The sequence below is a fragment of the Micromonospora sp. DT47 genome, from assembly GCF_049844475.1.
Classification (GTDB): domain Bacteria; phylum Actinomycetota; class Actinomycetes; order Mycobacteriales; family Micromonosporaceae; genus Micromonospora.
On the sequence record NZ_JBNCLC010000014.1, the window covers coordinates 51,980 to 70,498 of the forward strand.

General features: G+C 71.6%; 22 protein-coding genes. 11 read left to right on the forward strand and 11 right to left on the reverse strand.

What is annotated here, in order from left to right; all coding sequences use genetic code 11:
- Positions 1-181: 181 nt before the first annotated feature.
- Positions 182-421, reverse strand: coding sequence for a tautomerase family protein (locus tag ACLQ2U_RS20925; protein ID WP_425752403.1), 240 nt, complete (start codon positions 419-421; stop codon positions 182-184).
- Positions 422-452: 31 nt separating this feature from the next.
- Entirely contained in the window at positions 453-1,169 is a 717-nt protein-coding gene (locus tag ACLQ2U_RS20930; protein WP_425752404.1) for an SDR family NAD(P)-dependent oxidoreductase, read from the reverse strand.
- A 93-nt stretch (positions 1,170-1,262) separates the two neighbouring features.
- On the opposite strand from ACLQ2U_RS20930, the gene ACLQ2U_RS20935 reads away from it, so the two are divergent.
- The gene (locus ACLQ2U_RS20935) at positions 1,263-1,883 is read left to right on the forward strand and encodes a TetR family transcriptional regulator C-terminal domain-containing protein (RefSeq protein WP_425752405.1); all 621 of its coding nucleotides are present in this window, start codon (positions 1,263-1,265) and stop codon (positions 1,881-1,883) included.
- A 125-nt stretch (positions 1,884-2,008) separates the two neighbouring features.
- On the opposite strand, the gene ACLQ2U_RS20940 is transcribed toward ACLQ2U_RS20935, so the two are convergent.
- Positions 2,009-3,034 carry a hypothetical protein gene (locus ACLQ2U_RS20940; RefSeq protein ID WP_425752406.1) on the reverse strand — a complete coding sequence of 342 codons (1,026 nt, stop codon included), beginning with the start codon at positions 3,032-3,034 and terminating at the stop codon, positions 2,009-2,011.
- Between the two features lie 475 nt (positions 3,035-3,509).
- Between ACLQ2U_RS20940 and ACLQ2U_RS20945 the strand changes: the two genes are divergently transcribed.
- From ACLQ2U_RS20945 to ACLQ2U_RS20955, 3 genes are all read left to right on the forward strand, one after another.
- Positions 3,510-4,007: a SigE family RNA polymerase sigma factor gene (locus ACLQ2U_RS20945; protein WP_425752407.1), complete on the forward strand. Its 498-nt coding sequence runs from the start codon at positions 3,510-3,512 to the stop codon at positions 4,005-4,007.
- A complete protein-coding gene (locus ACLQ2U_RS20950) occupies positions 4,000-4,890 on the forward strand; it encodes a hypothetical protein (RefSeq protein WP_425752408.1) in 891 nt (296 codons plus the stop codon). The genes ACLQ2U_RS20945 and ACLQ2U_RS20950 overlap by 8 nt, the downstream gene beginning before the upstream one ends.
- A 185-nt stretch (positions 4,891-5,075) precedes the next feature.
- Positions 5,076-5,501 (forward strand): hypothetical protein, encoded by a 426-nt coding sequence (locus tag ACLQ2U_RS20955; RefSeq protein WP_425752409.1) that lies wholly within the window; start codon positions 5,076-5,078, stop codon positions 5,499-5,501.
- Between the two features lie 162 nt (positions 5,502-5,663).
- On the opposite strand, the gene ACLQ2U_RS20960 is transcribed toward ACLQ2U_RS20955, so the two are convergent.
- The 5 genes from ACLQ2U_RS20960 to ACLQ2U_RS20980 all read right to left on the reverse strand — a co-directional run bounded on the left by ACLQ2U_RS20960 (position 5,664) and on the right by ACLQ2U_RS20980 (position 9,956).
- Positions 5,664-6,014: a DoxX family protein gene (locus ACLQ2U_RS20960; protein ID WP_425752410.1), complete on the reverse strand. Its 351-nt coding sequence runs from the start codon at positions 6,012-6,014 to the stop codon at positions 5,664-5,666.
- Between the two features lie 181 nt (positions 6,015-6,195).
- The gene (fabG, locus tag ACLQ2U_RS20965) at positions 6,196-6,936 is read right to left on the reverse strand and encodes a 3-oxoacyl-ACP reductase FabG (protein WP_425752411.1); all 741 of its coding nucleotides are present in this window, start codon (positions 6,934-6,936) and stop codon (positions 6,196-6,198) included.
- A 143-nt stretch (positions 6,937-7,079) separates the two neighbouring features.
- Positions 7,080-7,922 (reverse strand): hypothetical protein, encoded by an 843-nt coding sequence (locus tag ACLQ2U_RS20970; RefSeq protein WP_425752412.1) that lies wholly within the window; start codon positions 7,920-7,922, stop codon positions 7,080-7,082.
- A gap of 208 nt (positions 7,923-8,130) precedes the next feature.
- A complete protein-coding gene (locus tag ACLQ2U_RS20975) occupies positions 8,131-9,363 on the reverse strand; it encodes an FAD-dependent monooxygenase (protein WP_425752413.1) in 1,233 nt (410 codons plus the stop codon).
- Complete coding sequence (locus tag ACLQ2U_RS20980; protein ID WP_425752414.1) at positions 9,360-9,956, reverse strand: PadR family transcriptional regulator; 597 nt, start codon at positions 9,954-9,956, stop codon at positions 9,360-9,362. Before ACLQ2U_RS20980 ends, ACLQ2U_RS20975 begins: the two co-directional genes overlap by 4 nt.
- Positions 9,957-10,197: 241 nt before the next feature.
- Between ACLQ2U_RS20980 and ACLQ2U_RS20985 the strand changes: the two genes are divergently transcribed.
- From ACLQ2U_RS20985 to ACLQ2U_RS21015, 7 genes are all read left to right on the forward strand, one after another.
- Positions 10,198-11,688, forward strand: coding sequence for a peptide MFS transporter (locus ACLQ2U_RS20985; RefSeq protein ID WP_425752415.1), 1,491 nt, complete (start codon positions 10,198-10,200; stop codon positions 11,686-11,688).
- A 97-nt stretch (positions 11,689-11,785) separates the two neighbouring features.
- Positions 11,786-12,034: an acyl carrier protein gene (locus ACLQ2U_RS20990; protein WP_425752495.1), complete on the forward strand. Its 249-nt coding sequence runs from the start codon at positions 11,786-11,788 to the stop codon at positions 12,032-12,034.
- Between the two features lie 47 nt (positions 12,035-12,081).
- Positions 12,082-12,543, forward strand: a complete 462-nt coding sequence (locus ACLQ2U_RS20995) for an anthrone oxygenase family protein (RefSeq protein WP_425752416.1) — start codon at positions 12,082-12,084, stop codon at positions 12,541-12,543.
- 31 nt (positions 12,544-12,574) lie between these two features.
- Entirely contained in the window at positions 12,575-13,300 is a 726-nt protein-coding gene (locus ACLQ2U_RS21000; protein ID WP_425752417.1) for an SDR family NAD(P)-dependent oxidoreductase, read from the forward strand.
- On the forward strand, positions 13,300-13,641 hold the full coding sequence (locus ACLQ2U_RS21005) for an antibiotic biosynthesis monooxygenase family protein (protein WP_425752418.1): 342 nt from the start codon (positions 13,300-13,302) through the stop codon (positions 13,639-13,641). The genes ACLQ2U_RS21000 and ACLQ2U_RS21005 overlap by 1 nt, the downstream gene beginning before the upstream one ends.
- Positions 13,638-14,390, forward strand: coding sequence for an SDR family NAD(P)-dependent oxidoreductase (locus ACLQ2U_RS21010; protein WP_425752419.1), 753 nt, complete (start codon positions 13,638-13,640; stop codon positions 14,388-14,390). Before ACLQ2U_RS21005 ends, ACLQ2U_RS21010 begins: the two co-directional genes overlap by 4 nt.
- Positions 14,390-14,776: a SchA/CurD-like domain-containing protein gene (locus ACLQ2U_RS21015; protein ID WP_425752420.1), complete on the forward strand. Its 387-nt coding sequence runs from the start codon at positions 14,390-14,392 to the stop codon at positions 14,774-14,776. The genes ACLQ2U_RS21010 and ACLQ2U_RS21015 overlap by 1 nt, the downstream gene beginning before the upstream one ends.
- Before the next feature lie 150 nt (positions 14,777-14,926).
- Here the strand turns inward: ACLQ2U_RS21015 and ACLQ2U_RS21020 are convergent, their stop codons facing one another.
- The 3 genes from ACLQ2U_RS21020 to ACLQ2U_RS21030 are packed head-to-tail and all read right to left on the reverse strand — an operon-like array spanning position 14,927 to position 18,442.
- Positions 14,927-16,288: an acetyl-CoA carboxylase biotin carboxylase subunit gene (locus ACLQ2U_RS21020; protein ID WP_425752421.1), complete on the reverse strand. Its 1,362-nt coding sequence runs from the start codon at positions 16,286-16,288 to the stop codon at positions 14,927-14,929.
- Positions 16,289-16,307: 19 nt separating this feature from the next.
- The gene (gene accB / locus ACLQ2U_RS21025) at positions 16,308-16,775 is read right to left on the reverse strand and encodes an acetyl-CoA carboxylase biotin carboxyl carrier protein (RefSeq protein ID WP_425752422.1); all 468 of its coding nucleotides are present in this window, start codon (positions 16,773-16,775) and stop codon (positions 16,308-16,310) included.
- A 20-nt stretch (positions 16,776-16,795) separates the two neighbouring features.
- Positions 16,796-18,442: an acetyl-CoA carboxylase carboxyltransferase subunit alpha gene (locus ACLQ2U_RS21030; protein ID WP_425752423.1), complete on the reverse strand. Its 1,647-nt coding sequence runs from the start codon at positions 18,440-18,442 to the stop codon at positions 16,796-16,798.
- Between the last annotated feature and the right edge of the window lie 77 nt (positions 18,443-18,519).

An 18,519-nucleotide genomic window follows, 5' to 3' on the forward strand; every position in this document is an offset into this window, starting at 1 on the left:
ATTTCGGGACCTTCGAGCTCCGTGGAGGGGCGGCTCGGCCGGTGAATGGGGGAGCGGGCTGGGCGCAGCGGGTTGCTCTGAACGGCGCTCGGTGCGCCCCCGCTCCGTTCCAGGTTCAGGGCGACGTGATCCCCACTTGTTGAGCGCGTCGGGATCACGTCGCCTGAGTACCCGGGCGCCGCTATTCCGGGGAGTGCGAGCGCTGCTGCTTCCGGAACTGTTCCAGGGGAAGGCCGCCTCGGCCCCAGTTCTCGGTTTCGACTTCGTCGATGACGACGTAGGTGGAATCCATCGGCTTGTGGAGGACGTCGAGCAGCACTTTGCTCACGCCCTGGATGAGCGCCGCCTTCTCCTCTGCGGTCGCTGCGGACTCACCGGGGGTGGTTCCCACGCGGGTGATCTGGATCGTGACGATTGGCATCTTCTGGTCCCTACTACGGGTAGCGGTTTTGTCAGTGACCGGCGTTCTGGCCGCCGTCGACGTGCAGGATCTCGCCGGTGACGAACGGGGCGGACTCGAGATAGACGACGGCGTCGACGATGTCGCTCGTCTCACCCATCCGGCCCACCGGGTGCAGACCGGCGAACGTCTCGTGGAACTCGACCGGGTGCATCGGGGTCTTGATGATGCCCGGGGAGACGGCGTTTACCCGTACTCCTCGGGTCGCGTACTCGATGGCCAGAGACTTCGTGGCGGAGCTGAGGCCGCCCTTGGTCAGCGACGCGAGCACGGACGGCACGTTCGAATTGGGCTGGTCCACGAAGCTCGTCGTGATGTTGACGATGTGACCCCCGCCGACGGCGAGCATGTGCGGCAGCACGCGCCGGGTGAGCTGGAAGAACCCGGCGAGGTTGACCCCGATGAGCAGGCTGAATTCGTCATCGGTGTAGTCGGTGAACGGCTTGGCGATGAAGACGCCGGCGTTGTTCACCAGGGTGTCGATGCGGCCGAAGCGGTCCAGCGCCCCCCTGATCACCCGATCTGCGGTGTCGGCGTCCGCGATGTCGCCCCGAACGGTGACGATCTCCGGGTCCTCGGCAGCGGCGATCGAGCGTGAGGTCGCCACGACGCCGTAGCCGAGTTTGCGGTACGCGTCGACCAGGCCGGCTCCGATGCCCTGAGACGCACCGGTGATCACCACGACCTTCTGTCCCTGATTGGTGCCCATGACGAACTTCTCCTTGGTTGGCCGAGGCCTGGATGACCACTAGGCGACTGGTCGACTAGGAAGGTAGCCGACCGGTCGTGTATCGTCTACACCATGGGACGGACGAGTGACGCGCGGAGCAAGATCCTCGACGCGGCCGCGACGCTGATCGAGCAGCGCGGGTACTCGGCGCTGGGCGTGGCCGAGATCTGCTCGACGGCAGGCGTGCCGAAGGGCAGCTTCTACTACTTCTTCGAGTCCAAGCAGGCTCTCGCGCTTACTGTCATCGACGACCATTGGGCAGCCCAGCGACGGCAGTGGGTCGAGCTGCTCAGCAGTGATCACGATCCGTTGCGGCGCCTGCGAGACCTGTTCGAGGCCACAGAGGAAGTGCAGCGCGCCGGGCAGCAGAAGGCCGGTCTGGTCGTCGGTTGCCTGTTCGGCAACCTCGCCGTCGAGCTCAGCAACCAGGACAACAAGGTCCGTAGCCGGCTACAGCAGATCTTCGAGGCCCAGATCGACCTGATCGAGCAGGTGGTCGTCGAGGCGAAGGACCGCGGCCAGGCCGGCGGGTCGGTCGACGCACGCGACAGCGCACGGTCCATCGTCGCCCAGATCGAGGGACGCGCACTGCTCGCGAAGCTGCTCAATGATCCGGCCCAACTCGAAGCGCTGTGGCGTAACTGCCTGGACCTGCTGCAGGTACCGGCGCAGGTGCGGTCGGCGACCGACTGAGCGACCCCAACCCCACGGTGCGAGCGACACTTCAGAGTGCCTGAGGCGTTATGCGATCGATGGGGTGAGGGATTGGGGCGAACGGCTTCACGCGCGGGACTGGCCGGCGTCGTGGTCGGCGGAGTTCAGCGACCGGACGCCGGAGCCTGCCGGCAGAGCCGGCGGTACTCGGCGGTCACCACGCCGAGCAGGAAGAGGTCCACGCCGAGCGCGGAGAGCGCCCCGAACTGGTCGACGGTGAAGCTGAAGATCTGCCCGAACAGCAGGTCCACCAGGAGCGCGAGTTTGAACAGCCGGAAGGCCCGCGTCCGGTCGCGAGGCAGCAGCGACGCCCCGCGGATGCTGAGCACCGCGGTGATCAGCGCGGAGACCGAGACCCCGAGCACCGCACGCCACTCCCGCTGGTCGTGCAGCTGGCCGGCAACCGTGTCCTGCACGACGCTCAACACGACGATGAACGGCTCGCCGACCAGGTAGAGCACCACCAGCGTGACCACCCACCGGTGGGTGGTCACCCAGATCACGGCCCGGCGGGCCCGGCTGAGCCAGGGCTGCCAGAACCGGGGGCCGGGTGTCTCGCGTCGGGGCACGGCGTCGAGCAGCCGGGCCACCGCCTCCTCCACGCCCGGCCCGCAACCGCGGACCAGCCGGGCCGCGGCCGCGCGGCGATCATCGGTCAGGCCGGTGCGGAGCCCACCGACCACCGCGTACAGCGCGTTCGCCGTCCGCTCCGGGCCGGAGAGCCGGATCCGGCCCCGTATTGCCTGGGTGATCACGACCAGCAGCGCGAAGGCGCCGTAGATGATGCCGGCGGCCGGGGCGTAGAAGTAGTCGGTCCCGGCGGTGACGAACTTGCCTACCTCGTCGATGAAGAGCCCGAACCCGATCCCGCCCAGGACCGCGCCGAGGACGCGCGCCGCGCTGCCGAGGAAGACCAGCGCGACACCCAAACCGGCGGTCATCAGCAGGCCACCCCAGAGCACGTGCGCGATGTGGAGCCCACCGCCGCCGAACCGCGGGTAGCCGGCCGCCTGGAGGAAGGCCCGGGTGACCAGCACCGTCACCACTCCGGAGAGCACGAACGCCTGCAGGTACGACGGTGCCTCCAGTACCCGGGGCGGCGTCGACCAGCGGGACGGACGGGCGGGCATGGTCCCGACGCTAGTGGTGGTGTCCGCTACCCCGGGTCGGTTCCGCCCAAGTCGGGAAGGCGTCGTAGGGGACGGCGACAACGTGACGCACCCTCGGGAAGAGATGCCGGTGGGAGCCAGGGCTCAGCTGCGTCGCCACGACGTCGCGGGCCGCGCCCACCGGCGGCCGCGTCCCCGTCGCCGCTGTAACGCCCCGGCCAGGAGGTCGGCCGGAAGCCGGTTTCATCATCACTGCCACCGATGGCCTCCGGAGACCATCGGCATGAACTGCGTCGGTCCCGCCCGTGAGGTGCCGGCCCAGCTGTGGGATCTCGGGTGGGCGAGTCCCCCCCGGACGACCTCCGTGGCCGCGCTTCCGGCACACTGCGTAACCCCCCGCCAGCATCGGAGCGAAACCCCGCCCCGGCAGGCAACCGCCGGCGGGGGTGCGGCGTGACTAGGGGTACGACAAGCCCGGGCGGGATGGAGGGGGCGTATGTCAGGCGCGGAGACCTTCGACGCGTTCTACCGAGGTAGCAGGCAACGGCTCTACGAATGCCTGTACGCCCTCACGGGCAACGCCGTCGAGGCGCAGGACGCGGTGCACGAGGCGTACGCGCGGGCCTGGCAGCGGTGGTCGACGGTCGGCGAGTACGCCGATCCGGAGGCCTGGGTACGGACGGTCGCCCGCCGCGTCGCGGTGAGTCGCTGGCGGCGAGCCCGTTCGGCGCTGAATGCCTACCGTCGGGCCGGCCCGCCGCCGGACGTCCCCGGCCCCAACCCGGACAGCGTGATGCTGGTGGGCGCGCTCGCCCAGTTGCCACCAGCTCAGCGCACCGCGCTGGTGCTGCACCACCTGATCGGCCTGCCGGTGGCGGAGGTGGCGCGGGAGACCGGCGTGCCCGAGGGCACCGTGAAGGCCCGCCTGTCCCGGGGGCGGCGAGCGCTCGCCAACCTGCTCGAGGTGACATCTTCGGAGGCGCACAATGTCTGACGGATTCGAGAGCACGTTCGCGCCGCTGCGGGGACAGCAGCCGCCGGCGCCGTTCGCATTCCCCGAAGCGGTCCGCCGCCGCGGGCGGCACCGCTCGCAGCGCCAGGCGCTGGTCGCCGGCCTGGCCGTCGTCGCCGTCGCGGGGGCAGGGGCCGGCTGGGCCGCGAACCTCGGGCCGGGCGACCACTCGCCGACCCCCGGCGCCAGCCGGACGACCGTGGCGCCGAGCGGCACCGGGTCGCCGAGCGCGGCGCCGAGCCCGACGACCCCGGCAACGAGCGCCCCGCCGAGCCCGAACGGCAGCGGCAGGCCCGACCCCGGCGTGGCGGACCTGAGCACCCTCATGCTCCGGCCGGCGGATCTCGGGCCCGGTCCATGGCGGAAGCAGATGCCGAGCGAGCCGTTCTCCGGCGACACCTGGCGCTGGGCCGACCTGTGCGCGGCCTACCGCACCACCGACTACCCGTCGCTGCGGCGGCAGGCCGACCTCGACTTCACCGGGTACGCCAACGGCTCGGCCGGGTACGTCTACGAACACCTGCACCGGTACGCGGCCGGGTGGGGCCCACGGGCGCTCGACGACGTGCGCCACGTGCTGAGCACCTGCGCCGGCACGACCACACCGGCGACCGCACCCGGTGCTCCGCCTCCCCGCAGGTTCGCCATCGTGGGCACCGGCTTCGGCGGGGAGGAGGCGCTGCTCGTCCGCGAGGAGCAGTGGTACTACGAGGGTGAGACGCTCGCCCCCGAACCGATGGTGACGCTCACCGCGGTGGTCCGGGTCGGCGACCTGGTCGGCACCGTGATGTTCTCGCCCGACCGCGACGAGCAGTATGCGCGGATGGTGGCCACGGCGGCGGCGAGCCGGCTCGCGGCGGGGTAGCCGGCGGCGGCAGGTTTTCCCCCGACCCTTGTTGCAGCAGCCGGCCGGAGAGTTTGGGTGCCGGGGGCGGGGGAAAACACGGGCGCCGAGCGGGCCGGTCGGCCCGACCCGGCTGGACAGGGCCTGTCCCGTCGGCAGCACCCGTCGGTGCGGGCCTCGGTAGCACATCCCGAGGAGGAGCGACGATGGCCGACGCTCGACGGAGCACGACCGGGGCCGCCACCAGGCCCACCGGCGCCCGGAAGGCCACCGGGGCCCGCAAGGCCCCGGTGAATCGGAAGGCGGCGGCGAAGAAGGTCGCGACCGCCACGAAGCGGGCCACCGCGGCGAGCGCGGCCAAGACGCCGGGTGAGAAGCCCACCCCGACGACGGCCCGCGTAGCCCGGAAGAAGGACACCTCCGCGACGGCGGCGCCGACGCGCAGACCGACCGCCAAGGCGACCGCCGCCAAGAAGGCGCCCGCGACGAGAGCGCCAGCGAAGAAGGCGCCGGCGAAGAAGGCGGCGCCCGCGCGCGCCCGTACGACCACGGCCACCCGGGCGCCGGCGACGAAGGCCGCCACCATGGAATCCTTCGGCAACCGGCGGACAGCCCGCAAGGCCACCCGCTGACCCTGGGGGTCGACGCCCGGAGGACGCTGGCGTCATCGAGCACGGCTGACAGCGCGGTCGTGAACGGTGACGGTAGCCAGGTGCCGTCAGCACCTATCCGGCGCAGGTCTCCCGGTCGGTACGGAGGGCGGTAACCACACCGTACCGACCGGGAGACGGCGCTCAGGCGGCGAATCCCAGCGGCAGGGTTCCCACAACCGGCGCCACGTACAGCAACGGGAACGGGGTGTGCCAGTACGAGCGCGCCCGGACCACGGTGACGACGGCCCCGGCGAAGTACAGCACCAGGCCGATCGCGGCCATGACGCCGATGACCGGCACGAACAGGCCGGCCACCAGGCCCGCCGCCCCCGCGGCCTTGGCCGTACCGAGCCAGGGCCACCACGAGCGGGGGACTCCGTAGTCGGCCAGGGGTTCCACCACCACCCACTTGGCGCGGAAGAACACGGATGCGGCCGAGAAGCCCGCCATGGCGGCGGCCAGGAGGGTGACCATGATGTAGGCGGTGGGCATCAGAACTGCTCCTCGTCTTCCGGATGCCGGTGCAGGGCCTGCTCCGACCGGAGGTGTCTTGAGGTCCTCACTGCACTGACACACCGCACCGCGCGTTAGTGACAGGGCTTCACGCGGATCCTGCTGGTGCAGCGCGGCCACCGGCAGCATGTCCCGGCGGCCGGATCACCGACTCGACGCGCTAGAGCACGACGGCGCCGTCGATCTGCACGACCGCTCCGGAAATGTACGAGGCCCGCTCGTCGGCCAGGTACGCGACGAGGTCGGCGACCTCCTCGGGGCGGCCGGCGCGGCCCAGCGGCACGGCGGTCAGCGCCTTCTCCCGTGCCGCGTCCGGCACCGACGCCAGCATGTCCGTCTCGATGTAGCCGGGGGCGACGACGTTGACCCGTACCTGGTAGCGGCCGACCTCCTTGGCGAGCGCCCGGGAGAAGCCGATGATGCCCGCCTTCGCCGCGGAGTAGTTGGTCTGGCCTGCGACGCCGTGGACGCCGGCGACCGAGGAAATGTTGATCAGGCAGCCGGACCGTCGCTTCGTCATGCGCAGCACCAGGACGCGGCAGAGGTGGTAGACGCCGCCGAGGTTGGTGTCGAGGACGTCGTGCCACTCGTCGTCGGCCATCAGCGCCAGCGGTCGGTCGCGGATCACGCCGGCCGACGCGACGGCGACGTCGACCGGGCCCAGCTCCCGTTCCGTACGGTCGGCCCAGCCTTCCACGGCCGCGCGGTCGGTCATGTCGGCGCGGACCGCCAGCACGCGGCGGCCGGTCGCCTCGACCTGCTTGGTCACCACCGCTGCGGCGTCCTCGTCGCGGCGGTAGGAGAAACTGACGTCGTAGCCGTCCTGCGCGAGCCGCAGTACCGTCGCTCTCCCGATGCCGCGTGATCCGCCGCTGACCATCGCTACCCTCGGTGCCGCCATCGCCTCGGTTCTCCTGTTCGCCTCGGTGGGCGTCATCGTCTCGGGTCCGGGTCGAGGCGGGCTGGAACCGTGCTGTGGCCCGGTCCGAGAAGAGGCCCTCCCGAGCGGCGGAGTTCCGCTCGGGAGGGCCGTGAGGAAAGGCGTCAGGCGGCGGGCGCCACCACGATGTCACCGCTGGTCGAGGCGGCGTCGATGGTCAGCGCCACCCGGCCGCTCGGCTGGGGCAGTTCGTTGCGAGCGGTGCCGCCGCGGCTGGACAGGTCGGCCCTGGCCGCCACCCCGGGCCGGACGCCGATCCGGATCGAGCCCGGGCCCGTCTTGATGGTCAGCGCGCCGGCCGCGGCATCGGCGACCGTGATGGTGCCCGCGCCCGTCGTCAGGGCCACGTCGGCCTCGACCGTGCCGAACTCGACGGTGCCGCTGCCGGTGGTCACGGTGGCCTTCGCGGCGAAGCGGCCGACCTGGAGCGTGGCGGTGCCGATCTTCAGGTCGGCGGCGCCCAACAGGGTGCCCAGCTGGACCCGGCCGTTCCCGACGCGGACCTTGGTGGCGCCCTCGACGGAGTCGGTCACGGTGAGGTCGCCGGTGTCCCAGGTCGCGAGGAGGCTGGCGGCCTGTCCGGTCACGGTGAAGCGGGCGCTGCCGCCGGTCAGGTGGAGCTTGGACCGCCGGGGTGCCCGCACCACGACCCGCATCGGCACCGACTTGAGCCGTCCGCTGGGCGCCTGCACCACCAGGTGTCCCCGCGTGAAGTGGGTCTTGGTCTTGCGGACGGCGTCGGCCGCGGCCTCGGCGTCGGGGTTCACGGATCGGCCGAGCAGGTCACGTAGCCGCCGGTCGGGGTCGGTCACGGCTGAGACCACGACGGCGACCACGTCGGTGTCCACCAGCTCGACGAGCAGTTCGCCGCCGTTGAGGTGCGCCTGGATGTCTACGGGCCCGGCACAGGCGAAGGAGTCGATGCGGCGGGAATCGGTGTCGGTCATGGCGGACCTCCGGTCAGGGTCGGCGGCTCGGATTCGTCGGCTGGTGCCCGGGCGCCTTGCGCCAGCGCCCAGGGGTGTGCGACCGGCGGCCGGGCCTCGGCAGCCGGGGGTGAGGCTGCGGCGCGCCGACCGCGGTACGGGTCGGCCGGAGCGCCGGGGTGGCGGCCGGCCCGGCGGGGGAGACCCGCGCGGGCCGGCCGGACCGGGTTCATGCCGCTCGGGACGGGGCCTCCTGCGCCGCCTGGGGTGTGACTCGGGCGTCCCAGTCGATCCGGTAGCGCTGCTCGGGACCGAGCGTCTTCTCCGGGTTGAGGAACGTCTTCAGGGCCAGCGGCATCATGATCCGCATCATCGTCTTGGCGAAGCCGCCCACGGTCTTGCTGTTGGTGGTGCGGGCGCCCCGCAGGATGATCTTCTCGACCCGCTCGCGGCGCAGGCTCTCGTACGCGGCGAACGCGCTGCCGACGTCCGGCAGGTCCCGCAGGCAGCGGGCGAGCTGGATGCCGCTCTCCACCGCCATCGACGCGCCCTGGCCGGAGCTCGGCGACGGGCCGTGGACCGAGTCGCCGACGAGGACCATCCGGCCGCGGTACCAGTGCGGTACCTTCGGCATGCTCTCGATGGAACCGATCGCGACCAGGTCTTCGGCGTTGGTGTGCTTGAGGATGTCCCGGGCCGGCACGTCCTCGGCGAACGCCTCCCGCAGCTCCTCCATCCATTCCGCCTTGGACGTCTCGTTGGCCTTGGCGAAGGTCATCGGGCGCTTGTCCGGCACGTTGGCGAACCAGGCCGTGCGGCCGTCGGGCTGCGTCCAGTGGCCGAAGAAGGCCTTCTTGCCGAACGAGAAGTACATGGTGCCGAGCTTGGCCGCCGGCGGGACGTAGTTCGACGCCGCGCCGAAGTTGAGGATCGGCATGACGGTGGGCTTCGGAGCCTGCGGGTCGATGATGGTACGCACGCGCGAGCGGATGCCGTCGGCGCCGACGAGGACGTCCGCGGTGGCCGTGGTGCCGTCGGCGAAGTGCGCCGTGACGCCGTCGGCCGTTTCCGTGGCGTCGACGAGGCGCTTGCCGTACTCGACCCGGATGCCCTGGGCCACGGCCTGCTCGTGCAGGACGCGGGACAGCTCGTCGCGCCAGACGCCGAGCGTCTCGGGCGTGACCCCCGGGTTCGGCATCTCACCGATGAGCACCCCGTAGCCGTCGGTCACGATGGTGCGGTTCATTGGCTGGCCGATCGCGCGGACCGCGTCGTCCGCACCGATGATGCCGAGCGCGGCGAGCCCGTTGGGGGCGAGCGTCAAGGTGACGCCGACGCCGTCGGCCGACGTGGGGTAGGCCTCGTAGAGGGTGGCGTCGATCCCCGCCTTCCGCAGAGCCATCGCGGCCACCGGGCCGGCGACGCCGCCGCCGATGACGAGTGCAGTTCTTACCGCTGTCATGTGAGACTCCCGAAGGTTTCCTGCCAGGACCTGATGTAGTCCGGATCGGTGAGCGAGTCGGTCAACTCGGTGAGGTAACGGCCTTCTGCGTCCATTATGGCCAATGCGTACCGCTCCTCGACCAGGAAGATCCATCGCACGCCGTTGTCGATGGCTTCCTGCATGAGCTTGCGGGTCTCCTCGGCCTTGACGGTGAGTGCCTCATGCCGCTTCCGGAGCAGCTCCACGGCTTCCCGCGGGGCGAGCAGGCTCAGCAGCGACAGAGCGACTGCGAACTGCGGGTATTCCTCCTGCGGCTGCGCGACGAGCTCGCGCAACCAGTCGTAGAACTCGGTGCGCCCCGTGTCGGTGATCGCGTAGACCGTGCGTTCGGGCCGCTGGCCGTCGCGCACCGTCTCCTGTTCCACGATGAAGCCGGCCCTCTCGAGCCGCTCCACCACCATGTAGAGCGAGCTGCGCGTGTACTTGATGTGCCGGTCCTGGCCGCTGCCCTGCAGCCTCCGCCCCAGCTCGTACGGGTGCAGCGGCTGCGTGAGAAGCCAGGCGAGCACGACCAAGGCCAGCGGGTTGGGCACTTTGCGTCGGTGCTCCATGTGTGTTGCTCCTTAGTCGATATCAACTATCCAGTATCGACCAGTCGGCGTCAACTAATCCGTACCGTCTGTCATGTTGTCGTCTCAGACCGTCCCGTACCGCGCCGGTGGCCGGCTCAAGCCGCGCTCAATCCCGGTTCGATGGCGCTGCCCGACGCTGTGCCCCGTCCAACGACAGGTCCGGAAGGTTGGTGCCCCCATGGTCGGGACAACGTCGTTCAATCCGCCCGTCAGTGCGCCGGTGCCACCGACGCCCCGGCTCTACTCCACCGGCTGGTTCCGCAACCTCTTCCTGGCCGAGCTCTGGGAGCGCTTCGGCTTCTTCGGCGTCCAGGCCATCCTGGTGCTCTACGCGGTCGCACCAGCCGAGGACGGCGGGCTGGGCCTGTCCGAGGGCAGCGGCGCCGCGCTCTTCGGCGGGTACATCGGCATCACCTTCATGCTGGCGCTGCCCGGCGGCTGGCTCGCCGACCGGGTCATCGGCCAGCAGCGTGCGATCATGCTCGGGCCGGGCTTCATCGCGCTCGGCTGCTTCAGCCTCGCGCTGCCGCCCGACGCCCTCACGCCGGTCGGGCTGCTCCTCATCGCCTGCGGATTCGGCCTGTTCAAGCCCAACCACCAGGCACTGATCAACATGCTGGCCGGTACGCCGGGACGGCGCGAGGCGGCCATCGCGGCGCTGTTCGTCGGCACCCAGGTCATCGGACTGCTCGCGCCGCTCGTCGTCGGGTCGATCGGCGAGCGGGTGAGCTGGAGCCTCGCCTTCGCCACGATCGGCGTCGTACTCACCATCGGCGTCGGGGCCGTCTACGCGGGCCTGCGGGCGTACGGCCCGGTCGGGGCCCGACCGAGCCGGCCGCTGTCGCCGGAAGAGGCCGGCCGGATCCGCCGTCGCGTCATCCCGGTCGTCCTCGTCGTGGTGCTGCTGCTGGTCGGCGCGCTCGGCAGCGGGCTGATGCCGCCGATGGCCGCGCTGATGCTGATCGGGCTCGGCCTGATCGCCGCGCCCTGGGGAGCGTACGCCAAGCTGCGGCGGCACCCCGGCCTCAACCTGGCCGACCGGTGGCGGCTGTCGGTGATGCTGCGCCTGCTGCTGGCCGCGACGGTGTTCTGGCTGCTGGCCGGGCAGGACGGCTCGGTGCTGACCCTGTTCGCCAAGGACTCGACCGACCGCGAGGTGCTCGGCTTCACCCTGCCGGCGAGCTGGCTGCAGGGCGCCACGCCGATGTTCATGCTGCTGCTGGCGCCGCTCTTCGCCTGGCAGCTGCCGCGGCTGGGCGCCCGGTTCAGCGTGCCGGCGAAGTTCGCCTTCGGGCTGACCGTCGCCAGCGTCAGCTTCCTGGTGATGGCGCTCGCCGCCGTCGCGGCCGCCGGCGGGGAACGCGTCTCGCCGCTGTGGCTGCTGACCGTCTACCTGATGCACGCCTGCGGCGAGATCGTCGTCGCGGCGGTCAGCATCAGCGCCATCTCCGACCTCGTGCCCCGCGAGTTCCTCGGCCAGGCGATCGGCGTCTACTGGCTCTTCGCCGCCATGGGCGGGGGCCTGAGCAGCCAGGTGGCCGCCCTGATCGACGTGCTCTCCGCGCCCGTCTACTACCTGTCGCTGGGTCTGGTGGCCGGCCTCGTGGCGGTGTTGTTCGTCGTCAACCGCCGCCGGCTCGGCGCGCCCTTCCTGGCTTCCCGACGGGCGGTGAACGGGCAGGGCACGGCCGATCCAGCGGTCCTCCAGTGACACCCGACGTCCGGCCGACAGCCTTGCCGGACCGGACGCCCGACCCGGGTCAGAGACGGTCGGCGACCCTCACTCCGACGAAGAGAGCGTGAACGAGATGAACATCGACGACATCCGGCGGTTGCTGCGGGAGAGCGCCGGCGTGGACGAGTCCGTCGACATCGACGGCGACATCGGCGCCACCGACTTCAGCCTCCTGGGCTACGACTCGCTGGCGGTGCTCGAGCTGGCCGCCCGGATCGAGCAGCAGTACGGCGTGAAGATCCGCGAGGAGGAGGTCGCGGAGCTGACCACGCCCGACAGCATCGTGGACTACGTCAACAACGCCCGCGTGATCACCACCTGACCCGCGTCCCGCCGTAACCGTCACGGCCCACAGGAAGGCAGGAGGACGTGGACCGACTTCTGATCCCCATCGCGCTGCTGGCCAACGGGATCGCCGTGGGCGTGATGGTGTCCACCGTCATCGGCCTGGCGCCGATGAGCCTGGCGGTGCCCTACGAGCGGTACGTCGCCACCATCCAGTACCTCTGGAAGCGCTACGACCCGTTCATGCCGATCATGAACACGCTGGCCTGCGTGCTCGACCTCGTGCTGCTGGCCCGGGTGGACGACCCGCCCGCCCGGGCGCTGTTCGGCGCCGCGGGCGTGCTGCTGGTCGTGGTGATGGCCATCTCGGTCGTCAAGAACGTCCCCATCAACCGGTACGTCATGTCGCTGGACCCGCAGGCCCAGCCGGCGGACTGGGCGCGGATGGACCCGCGTACCCGATGGCGCAACTGGAACCTCGTCCGCACGGCGCTCGCCGTGCTGGCGTTCGCCACGAATCTGGCTGCTGTCAGCGTGCTGCTGTAGCGGCGCGACCAAGTCACGAGGAGGAAACACCGTGCATGTTGCGGGCAAGAAGGTGCTCGTCACCGGAGGAAGCCGCGGCATCGGACGCGCCATCGCTCTGGGCCTGGCCCGGGCCGGCGCGGACGTGATCACCTGCTACCGCACCGAGAGCGAGGCGGTGGCCAGCCTCGTCGCCGAGCTCAAGGAGATCCCCGGCGACCACCAGGTGATCCGGGCCGACGTCACGAACGCCGACGACGTGGCCGCGCTGATCGACGAGTGCCGGCTGCGGTTCACCCGGCTCGACGCGATCGTCAACAACGCGGGCGTCATCAGCCACATCCCGTTCGCCCAGCTGGAGATCGACGAGTGGCGCCGGGTCGTCGACAGCAACCTGACCGCCGCGGCCCGAATCGTCCAGGCCGCGTTGCCGCTGCTGGGCGAGGGCAGCTCCGTGGTGAACGTGGGCTCGCGGGTGGCGGCCGTCGGCATCCCGCTGCGAGCGCACTACACCGCCGCGAAGTCGGGCCTGGTCGGGCTCAGCCGCTCGCTGGCCAAGGAGCTCGGCCCGCGGGGCATCCGGATCAACGTGGTGGCGCCCGGACCGATCCAGACCGAAGCCGAGACGCCGCCGGCCGTGCTGGAGCGCTACAAGACCATGATCCCGCTGGGCCGGCTGGGCCGTACCGACGAGATCGCCTCCGTCGTGCAGTTCCTCGTCAGCGACCAGGCCAGCTTCATCAACGGCGAGACCATCAACGTGGACGGAGGCATCTGATGACGGATCAGGCGCAGCCCGGCCCGTTCCGGGTGATGCTGCGGATGGTCATCCACCCCGGCATGGAGCGGGAGTTCGAGCGGACCTGGCACCGGGTCGGCAGCGTGATCGTGCAGCACCCGGACAACCTGGGGCACTGGCTGTCGCGCGGCATCGACGAGGACGGCTCGGTGTACTACGTCGTCAGCGACTGGGTCGACGAACCGCGGTTCCGCGAGTTCGAGCACAGCGCGGCGCACGTCGAGCACCGGACGAAGCTGCACCCGTACCGCTCCAGCGGGTCCATGACGACCATGCAGGTGGTGTACGGGATGACCGGCGCCGCCGCCGCGGTCGCATGAGCGCGCCGGAGCAGGCCGGCGCGCTGGCCGGCAAGCGCATCCTGATCACCGGCGGCACCCGGGGGATCGGCCGCACCACGGCGTTGGCCTGCGCCCGTCGCGGCGCCCGGCTCGTGCTGTGTTACGGGCACGACGACGCCGGCGCCGACGACGTGGCCCGCGAGCTCAAGGAGAGCGGCGGACCGCACCGGGTGGTGAAGGCCGACGTCACGAGCCAGGCGGAGGTCAGGCGCTTGGCGGAGGTGTGCCGCGAGGAACTGGGCGGGCTGGACGCCGTGGTCAACAACGCCGGGGTGGACGGCCGGGCGGCGCTCGAGGAACTCACGCCGCAGGAATGGGACCGGGTCGTCGACATCGACCTGACGGCGGCGTTCCTCGTCTCCCAGGCCGCGCTGGAGCTGCTGACCCCGGGCGGCTCGATCGTCACCATCGGCGCGTCGGCGGCGCTGCGCGGCCGCCCGCACAGCGCCCACTACGCCGCCGCGAAGTCCGCGCTGATCGGCCTGACCCGCAGCCTCGCCCGGGAGGTCGGCGGCCGCGGCATCCGGGTCAACACGATCGCACCGGGCGTCATCGTCACCGAGTCCGACCCGGGCCCGCCGCCGCCGGTGGCGGAGATCATCAAGGGGATGACCGCCCTCGGCCGCCTCGGCACGCCGGAGGACGTCTCCGGTGCCGTGCTGTTCCTGATCGGTGACGAGTCCCGGTACGTCAGCGGAGCAACCCTGCATGTGGACGGAGGAATCTGATGCCCTACGCCGCCATCACCTATTCCGTGAAGCCCGGTCACGAGGACGAGATCGCGGAGATCTTCGAGAAGTTCCGCCGGGTCGACTCCCCGGTGCTCACGGACGAGGCCGGCGAGTCCGTCGGCGAACTGCTCGGCACCGCGGTGTTCATCAAGGACGACCTGATGGTCCGGGTGATCCACTACAGCGGCGACTTCGCCGCCATCGGTCGCCACATGGCCGCCCAGAAGGGCGTGCACCTGCTGGAGCAGAAGCTCGCGCCCTACCTCGCCGAGCAGCGGGACACCGGCAACGTGGACGGCTTCCAGCACTACTTCCGCAACGCCACCATGCGCTGCGTCTCGCAGCTGTCCCGCGACACCTACGCACCCGCCGAACCGGCCTGACCCGGCCAGGACGAAAGGCAGTCACGGCCCCCGGGCGGTGGCTGCCTTTCCCCGTGCCCGTCGGTCCGCCCACCCGGCCCGGCCGCCGCGCACAACGGATCGACGGCCTCCCGGGTGGGAGACCGTCGATCGGTGGTACGGCGCCCGGCCTCAGCCGAGCTCCGGCTCCTGCCGGGTCATGGTGTCCACCAGGTCCGTGGTGTGCTTGGCCGCCCGGAACGCCGGGTCCCGCAGCACGTCGCGGAGGAACTCCTGGGTGGTGTGCACGCCCTTGCCCACCACCCGGAACTCCTGCAGGGCCCGGTCGGCGCGGGCGATGGCCTGGCGGCGGTCCGGTGCCCACACCGAGACCTTGGCGAGCATCGGGTCGTAGTCCGCGGTGACCCGGAAACCGGGATAGCCGTGCGTGTCCACCCGCACGAACTGGCCGCTCGGCGGCAGGAACTCCGTCACCGTGCCGGGCGTGGGCATGAAGTCCCGCCGCGGATCCTCGGCGTTGATCCGGCACTCGATCGACACGCCGCGGGGCTGGACGTCGGCCTGGGTCACCGACAGGCCGTAGCCGGCCGCGACCCGCATCTGCTCGCGTACCAGGTCGATGCCGGTGACCAGCTCGGTGACCGGGTGCTCCACCTGGATCCGGCAGTTGACCTCCATGAACACGAAGTCGCCGTCGTCGACCAGGAACTCGTACGTGCCGGCGCCGGCGTAGTTCACCTCGCGGGCCGCGTGCACGGCGGCGGCCCGGATCCGCTCGGACAGCTCCTGCGGCAGGCCCGGCGCCGGCGTCTCCTCGATCAGCTTCTGCCGGCGGCGCTGCACCGAGCAGTCCCGTTCGCCGAGCTCGACCACGCCGCCCCGGCCGTCCCCGAGGACCTGCACCTCGATGTGCCGGGCGTTCTCCAGGAACCGCTCGACGTACAGGCGCGGGTCGCCGAACGTGGCCTGGGCCACCGCGCGGGCCTGTCCCCAGGCCCGGCCGAGGTCGCGGCTGTCGCGGACCACCATCATCCCGCGACCGCCGCCACCGGCGGTGGCCTTGACGATCAGCGGATAGCCGATCCGCTCGGCGACCTCCCGCGCCTCCTCGGTGGTCAGCAGCGAACGGGAGCTGCCGGGCAGGACCGGCAGGCCGGCCGCCCGGGCGATCTCCTTCGCCTGCGCCTTGTCGCCGAGCCGGCGCAGTAGCGCCGCCGGCGGCCCGACGAAGGTCAGCCCGTTGGCCTCGCAGATCTCGGCGAAGTCCGGATCCTCGGAGAGGAACCCGTAGCCGGGATGCACCGCCTCCGCGCCGTTCTGCAGGGCCGCCGTGACCAGCGCGGCCGGGTTGAGGTAGCTCAGCCGGGGCGCGGCGGGGCCGATGCGTACGCACTTGTCGGCGTACCGCGCCACGGCGGACTCGCGGTCGCTGTCGGAGCAGACCGCGATCGTACGGATGCCCATCTCGCGGCAGGTACGCGCCACCCGGAGCGCGATCTCGCCCCGGTTGGCGATCAGGACGGTGGAAAACACGGGCGTTCCTCCTCGTGGGTCACGCCGGGGCGAGCACGATCAGCGCGTCGCTGTACTCGACCGGTGTCCCGTCGTCGACCAGCACGTCGACGACGCGGCCGGGCCGGTCGGCCTCGACCGGGTTCATCAGCTTCATCGCCTCGACGATGCCCACCTGCTGCCCGGCCGCGACGACGTCGCCGACCTGCACGAAGGGACGTTGGCCCGGGGACGACGCGCGGTAGAAGGTGCCGACCAGCGGTGCCGACACGACGAACGTGCCGTCCTCGGCGCCCGGCGGCGCATCCGTCGCCGCAGCGGCCACGGGGAGCCCGGACTCGGCGACCGCCACCACCCCCGGACGCGACCACTCGAGCTCCACCAGCAGGTCGCCGGAGCGCACCCGCAGGCTCTTCAGCGGTCCCGGGGTCGACTCGGTCAGGCGTTCGGCGTACCGGCACAGTTCGTTGATCCCGGCTGGCACGTCGTCCGTTGCCTCGATTGTCATCTGTACCTCGGCTCTTCTCGTCAGTACTGCCGGAAGCGTCGCCGGCGGCGAGCCGCCAGGTCGTGCGAGGGAATGGCCGCGACCTCGCGCAGGGTCTCGGCGATCGCCGCGCGCAACTGCTCCGCGGCGGCGACCGGGTCCTGGTGGGCGCCGTCGGCCGGCTCCGGCACGACCGCGTCGATGATGCCGTGCCGCAGCAGGTCGCGGGCGCCGATCTGCAGGGCCGCGGCAGCGCGGGGAGCGGCGGCCGGGTCCTTCCAGAGGATCGCGGCGCAACCCTCGGGGCTGATCACCGAGTACATCGCACCGGCGAAGGCGAGCACCCGGTCCGCCACCGCCAGGGCGAGCGCGCCGCCGCTGCCGCCCTCGCCGGTGATGACCGCGACGATCGGCACCGGCAGGGCGGACATCAGCCGCAGGTTCTCCGCGATGGCCCAGGCCTGGCCGCCCTCCTCGGCCGCCATTCCGGGGTGCGCCCCGGGGGTGTCCACCAGCGTGACGACGGGCAGCCCGAGCTTGGCCGCGAGCCGCATCAGCCGGGCGGCCTTGCGGTAGCCCTCGGGCAGCGCCATCGCGAAGTTGCGCTGTACCCGTTCCGCGGTGTCCCGGCCCTTCTGGAAGCCGAGCACGATCACCGACCGTCCGTCGATGCGGGCGATCCCGCCGATCAGCGCGGGGCAGTCGCCGCCGATCCGGTCGCCCTTGAGCTCCAGGAAGCCGTCGGTCACGTGCGCCAGGTAGTCGAGCATGCACGGCCGGCCCGGATGCCGGGCGAGCCTGATGACGTCCTCGGGCGCCACCTCGGGCAGCTGGTCCGGGTCGCGGACCAGCCCGGCCGCCGCCGGCGCGGCGGCCGGCCGCGCGTCCCCGGCCCGGGTCTCGAGCACGGCGCCGATGGTGGAGCGCAGCGCGGAGCGGCTCACCACCGCGTCGATCAGGCCCCGCTCCAGCAGGAACTCGGCGGTCTGGAAGTTGTCCGGCAGCGCGTGCCCGATCGTCTGCTCGATGACCCGGCGGCCGGCGAAGCCGACGCGTGCGCCGGGTTCGGCGATGACCACGTCGCCGAGGGTGGCGAACGACGCGGCCACGCCGCCATACGTGGGATCGGTGAGGACGCAGACGGTCAGGATGCCGGCCTCGTCGAGCTCGCCGAGCACCTGGCTGGTCTTCGCCATCTGCATCAGCGAGAAGGCGCCCTCCTGCATCCGCGCGCCGCCGGAGGCGGTGACGATGATCAGTGACCGCCGGGTCTCCAGCGCGGTCTCGGCGGCGGCCGTGATGGCCTCGCCGGCGCCGACGCCGAGGCTGCCGCCCAGGAACCGAAAGTCCATGACCGCCGCCACCACCGGCCGGCCCATCAGCTCGCCGGTGACGCAGACGACGGCCTCGTCGAGGCCCGTCTCGTCGCGGGCCCGGGCGAGCCGTCGGCCGTACGGTTGCGAGTCGACGAATCCGAGTGGGTCCACGGCCACCACGGGCGGCTCGAGCCGCTGCACCGTGCCGGGGTCCAGGAGTTGTTCGATGCGCTGGTCCGCGGTGAGCCGGCCATGCCGGCCGCACCCGGAGCACACCCGCAGGTCTCGGTCGAAACGCGGTCCGTAGATCAGTCCGCGGCAGCCGCCGCAGCTGATCCACTCCGCTTCGGTGGTAAGGGTCGAGAGGCTCACCCCGGCAGGTTGGCCCGTCCGGCTCAACGGCCGATGGAAGCGCGCTGTATCGCCTCGAGCCGGCCGCCCGGCCGTCA

Coding starts and splice junctions, on each gene's coding strand:
- ACLQ2U_RS20955 (WP_425752409.1), top strand. CDS start 5,076: ATGGCCGACGCTCGACGGAGCACGACCGGGGCCGCCACCAGGCCCACC.
- ACLQ2U_RS20935 (WP_425752405.1), top strand. CDS start 1,263: ATGGGACGGACGAGTGACGCGCGGAGCAAGATCCTCGACGCGGCCGCG.
- ACLQ2U_RS20945 (WP_425752407.1), top strand. CDS start 3,510: ATGTCAGGCGCGGAGACCTTCGACGCGTTCTACCGAGGTAGCAGGCAA.
- fabG (WP_425752411.1), bottom strand. CDS start 6,936: ATGGCGGCACCGAGGGTAGCGATGGTCAGCGGCGGATCACGCGGCATC.
- ACLQ2U_RS20950 (WP_425752408.1), top strand. CDS start 4,000: ATGTCTGACGGATTCGAGAGCACGTTCGCGCCGCTGCGGGGACAGCAG.
- ACLQ2U_RS21010 (WP_425752419.1), top strand. CDS start 13,638: ATGAGCGCGCCGGAGCAGGCCGGCGCGCTGGCCGGCAAGCGCATCCTG.
- ACLQ2U_RS21015 (WP_425752420.1), top strand. CDS start 14,390: ATGCCCTACGCCGCCATCACCTATTCCGTGAAGCCCGGTCACGAGGAC.
- ACLQ2U_RS20970 (WP_425752412.1), bottom strand. CDS start 7,922: ATGACCGACACCGATTCCCGCCGCATCGACTCCTTCGCCTGTGCCGGG.
- accB (WP_425752422.1), bottom strand. CDS start 16,775: ATGACAATCGAGGCAACGGACGACGTGCCAGCCGGGATCAACGAACTG.
- ACLQ2U_RS20975 (WP_425752413.1), bottom strand. CDS start 9,363: ATGACAGCGGTAAGAACTGCACTCGTCATCGGCGGCGGCGTCGCCGGC.
- ACLQ2U_RS20990 (WP_425752495.1), top strand. CDS start 11,786: ATGAACATCGACGACATCCGGCGGTTGCTGCGGGAGAGCGCCGGCGTG.
- ACLQ2U_RS20980 (WP_425752414.1), bottom strand. CDS start 9,956: ATGGAGCACCGACGCAAAGTGCCCAACCCGCTGGCCTTGGTCGTGCTC.
- ACLQ2U_RS20940 (WP_425752406.1), bottom strand. CDS start 3,034: ATGCCCGCCCGTCCGTCCCGCTGGTCGACGCCGCCCCGGGTACTGGAG.
- ACLQ2U_RS20960 (WP_425752410.1), bottom strand. CDS start 6,014: ATGCCCACCGCCTACATCATGGTCACCCTCCTGGCCGCCGCCATGGCG.
- ACLQ2U_RS20925 (WP_425752403.1), bottom strand. CDS start 421: ATGCCAATCGTCACGATCCAGATCACCCGCGTGGGAACCACCCCCGGT.
- ACLQ2U_RS21005 (WP_425752418.1), top strand. CDS start 13,300: ATGACGGATCAGGCGCAGCCCGGCCCGTTCCGGGTGATGCTGCGGATG.
- ACLQ2U_RS20930 (WP_425752404.1), bottom strand. CDS start 1,169: ATGGGCACCAATCAGGGACAGAAGGTCGTGGTGATCACCGGTGCGTCT.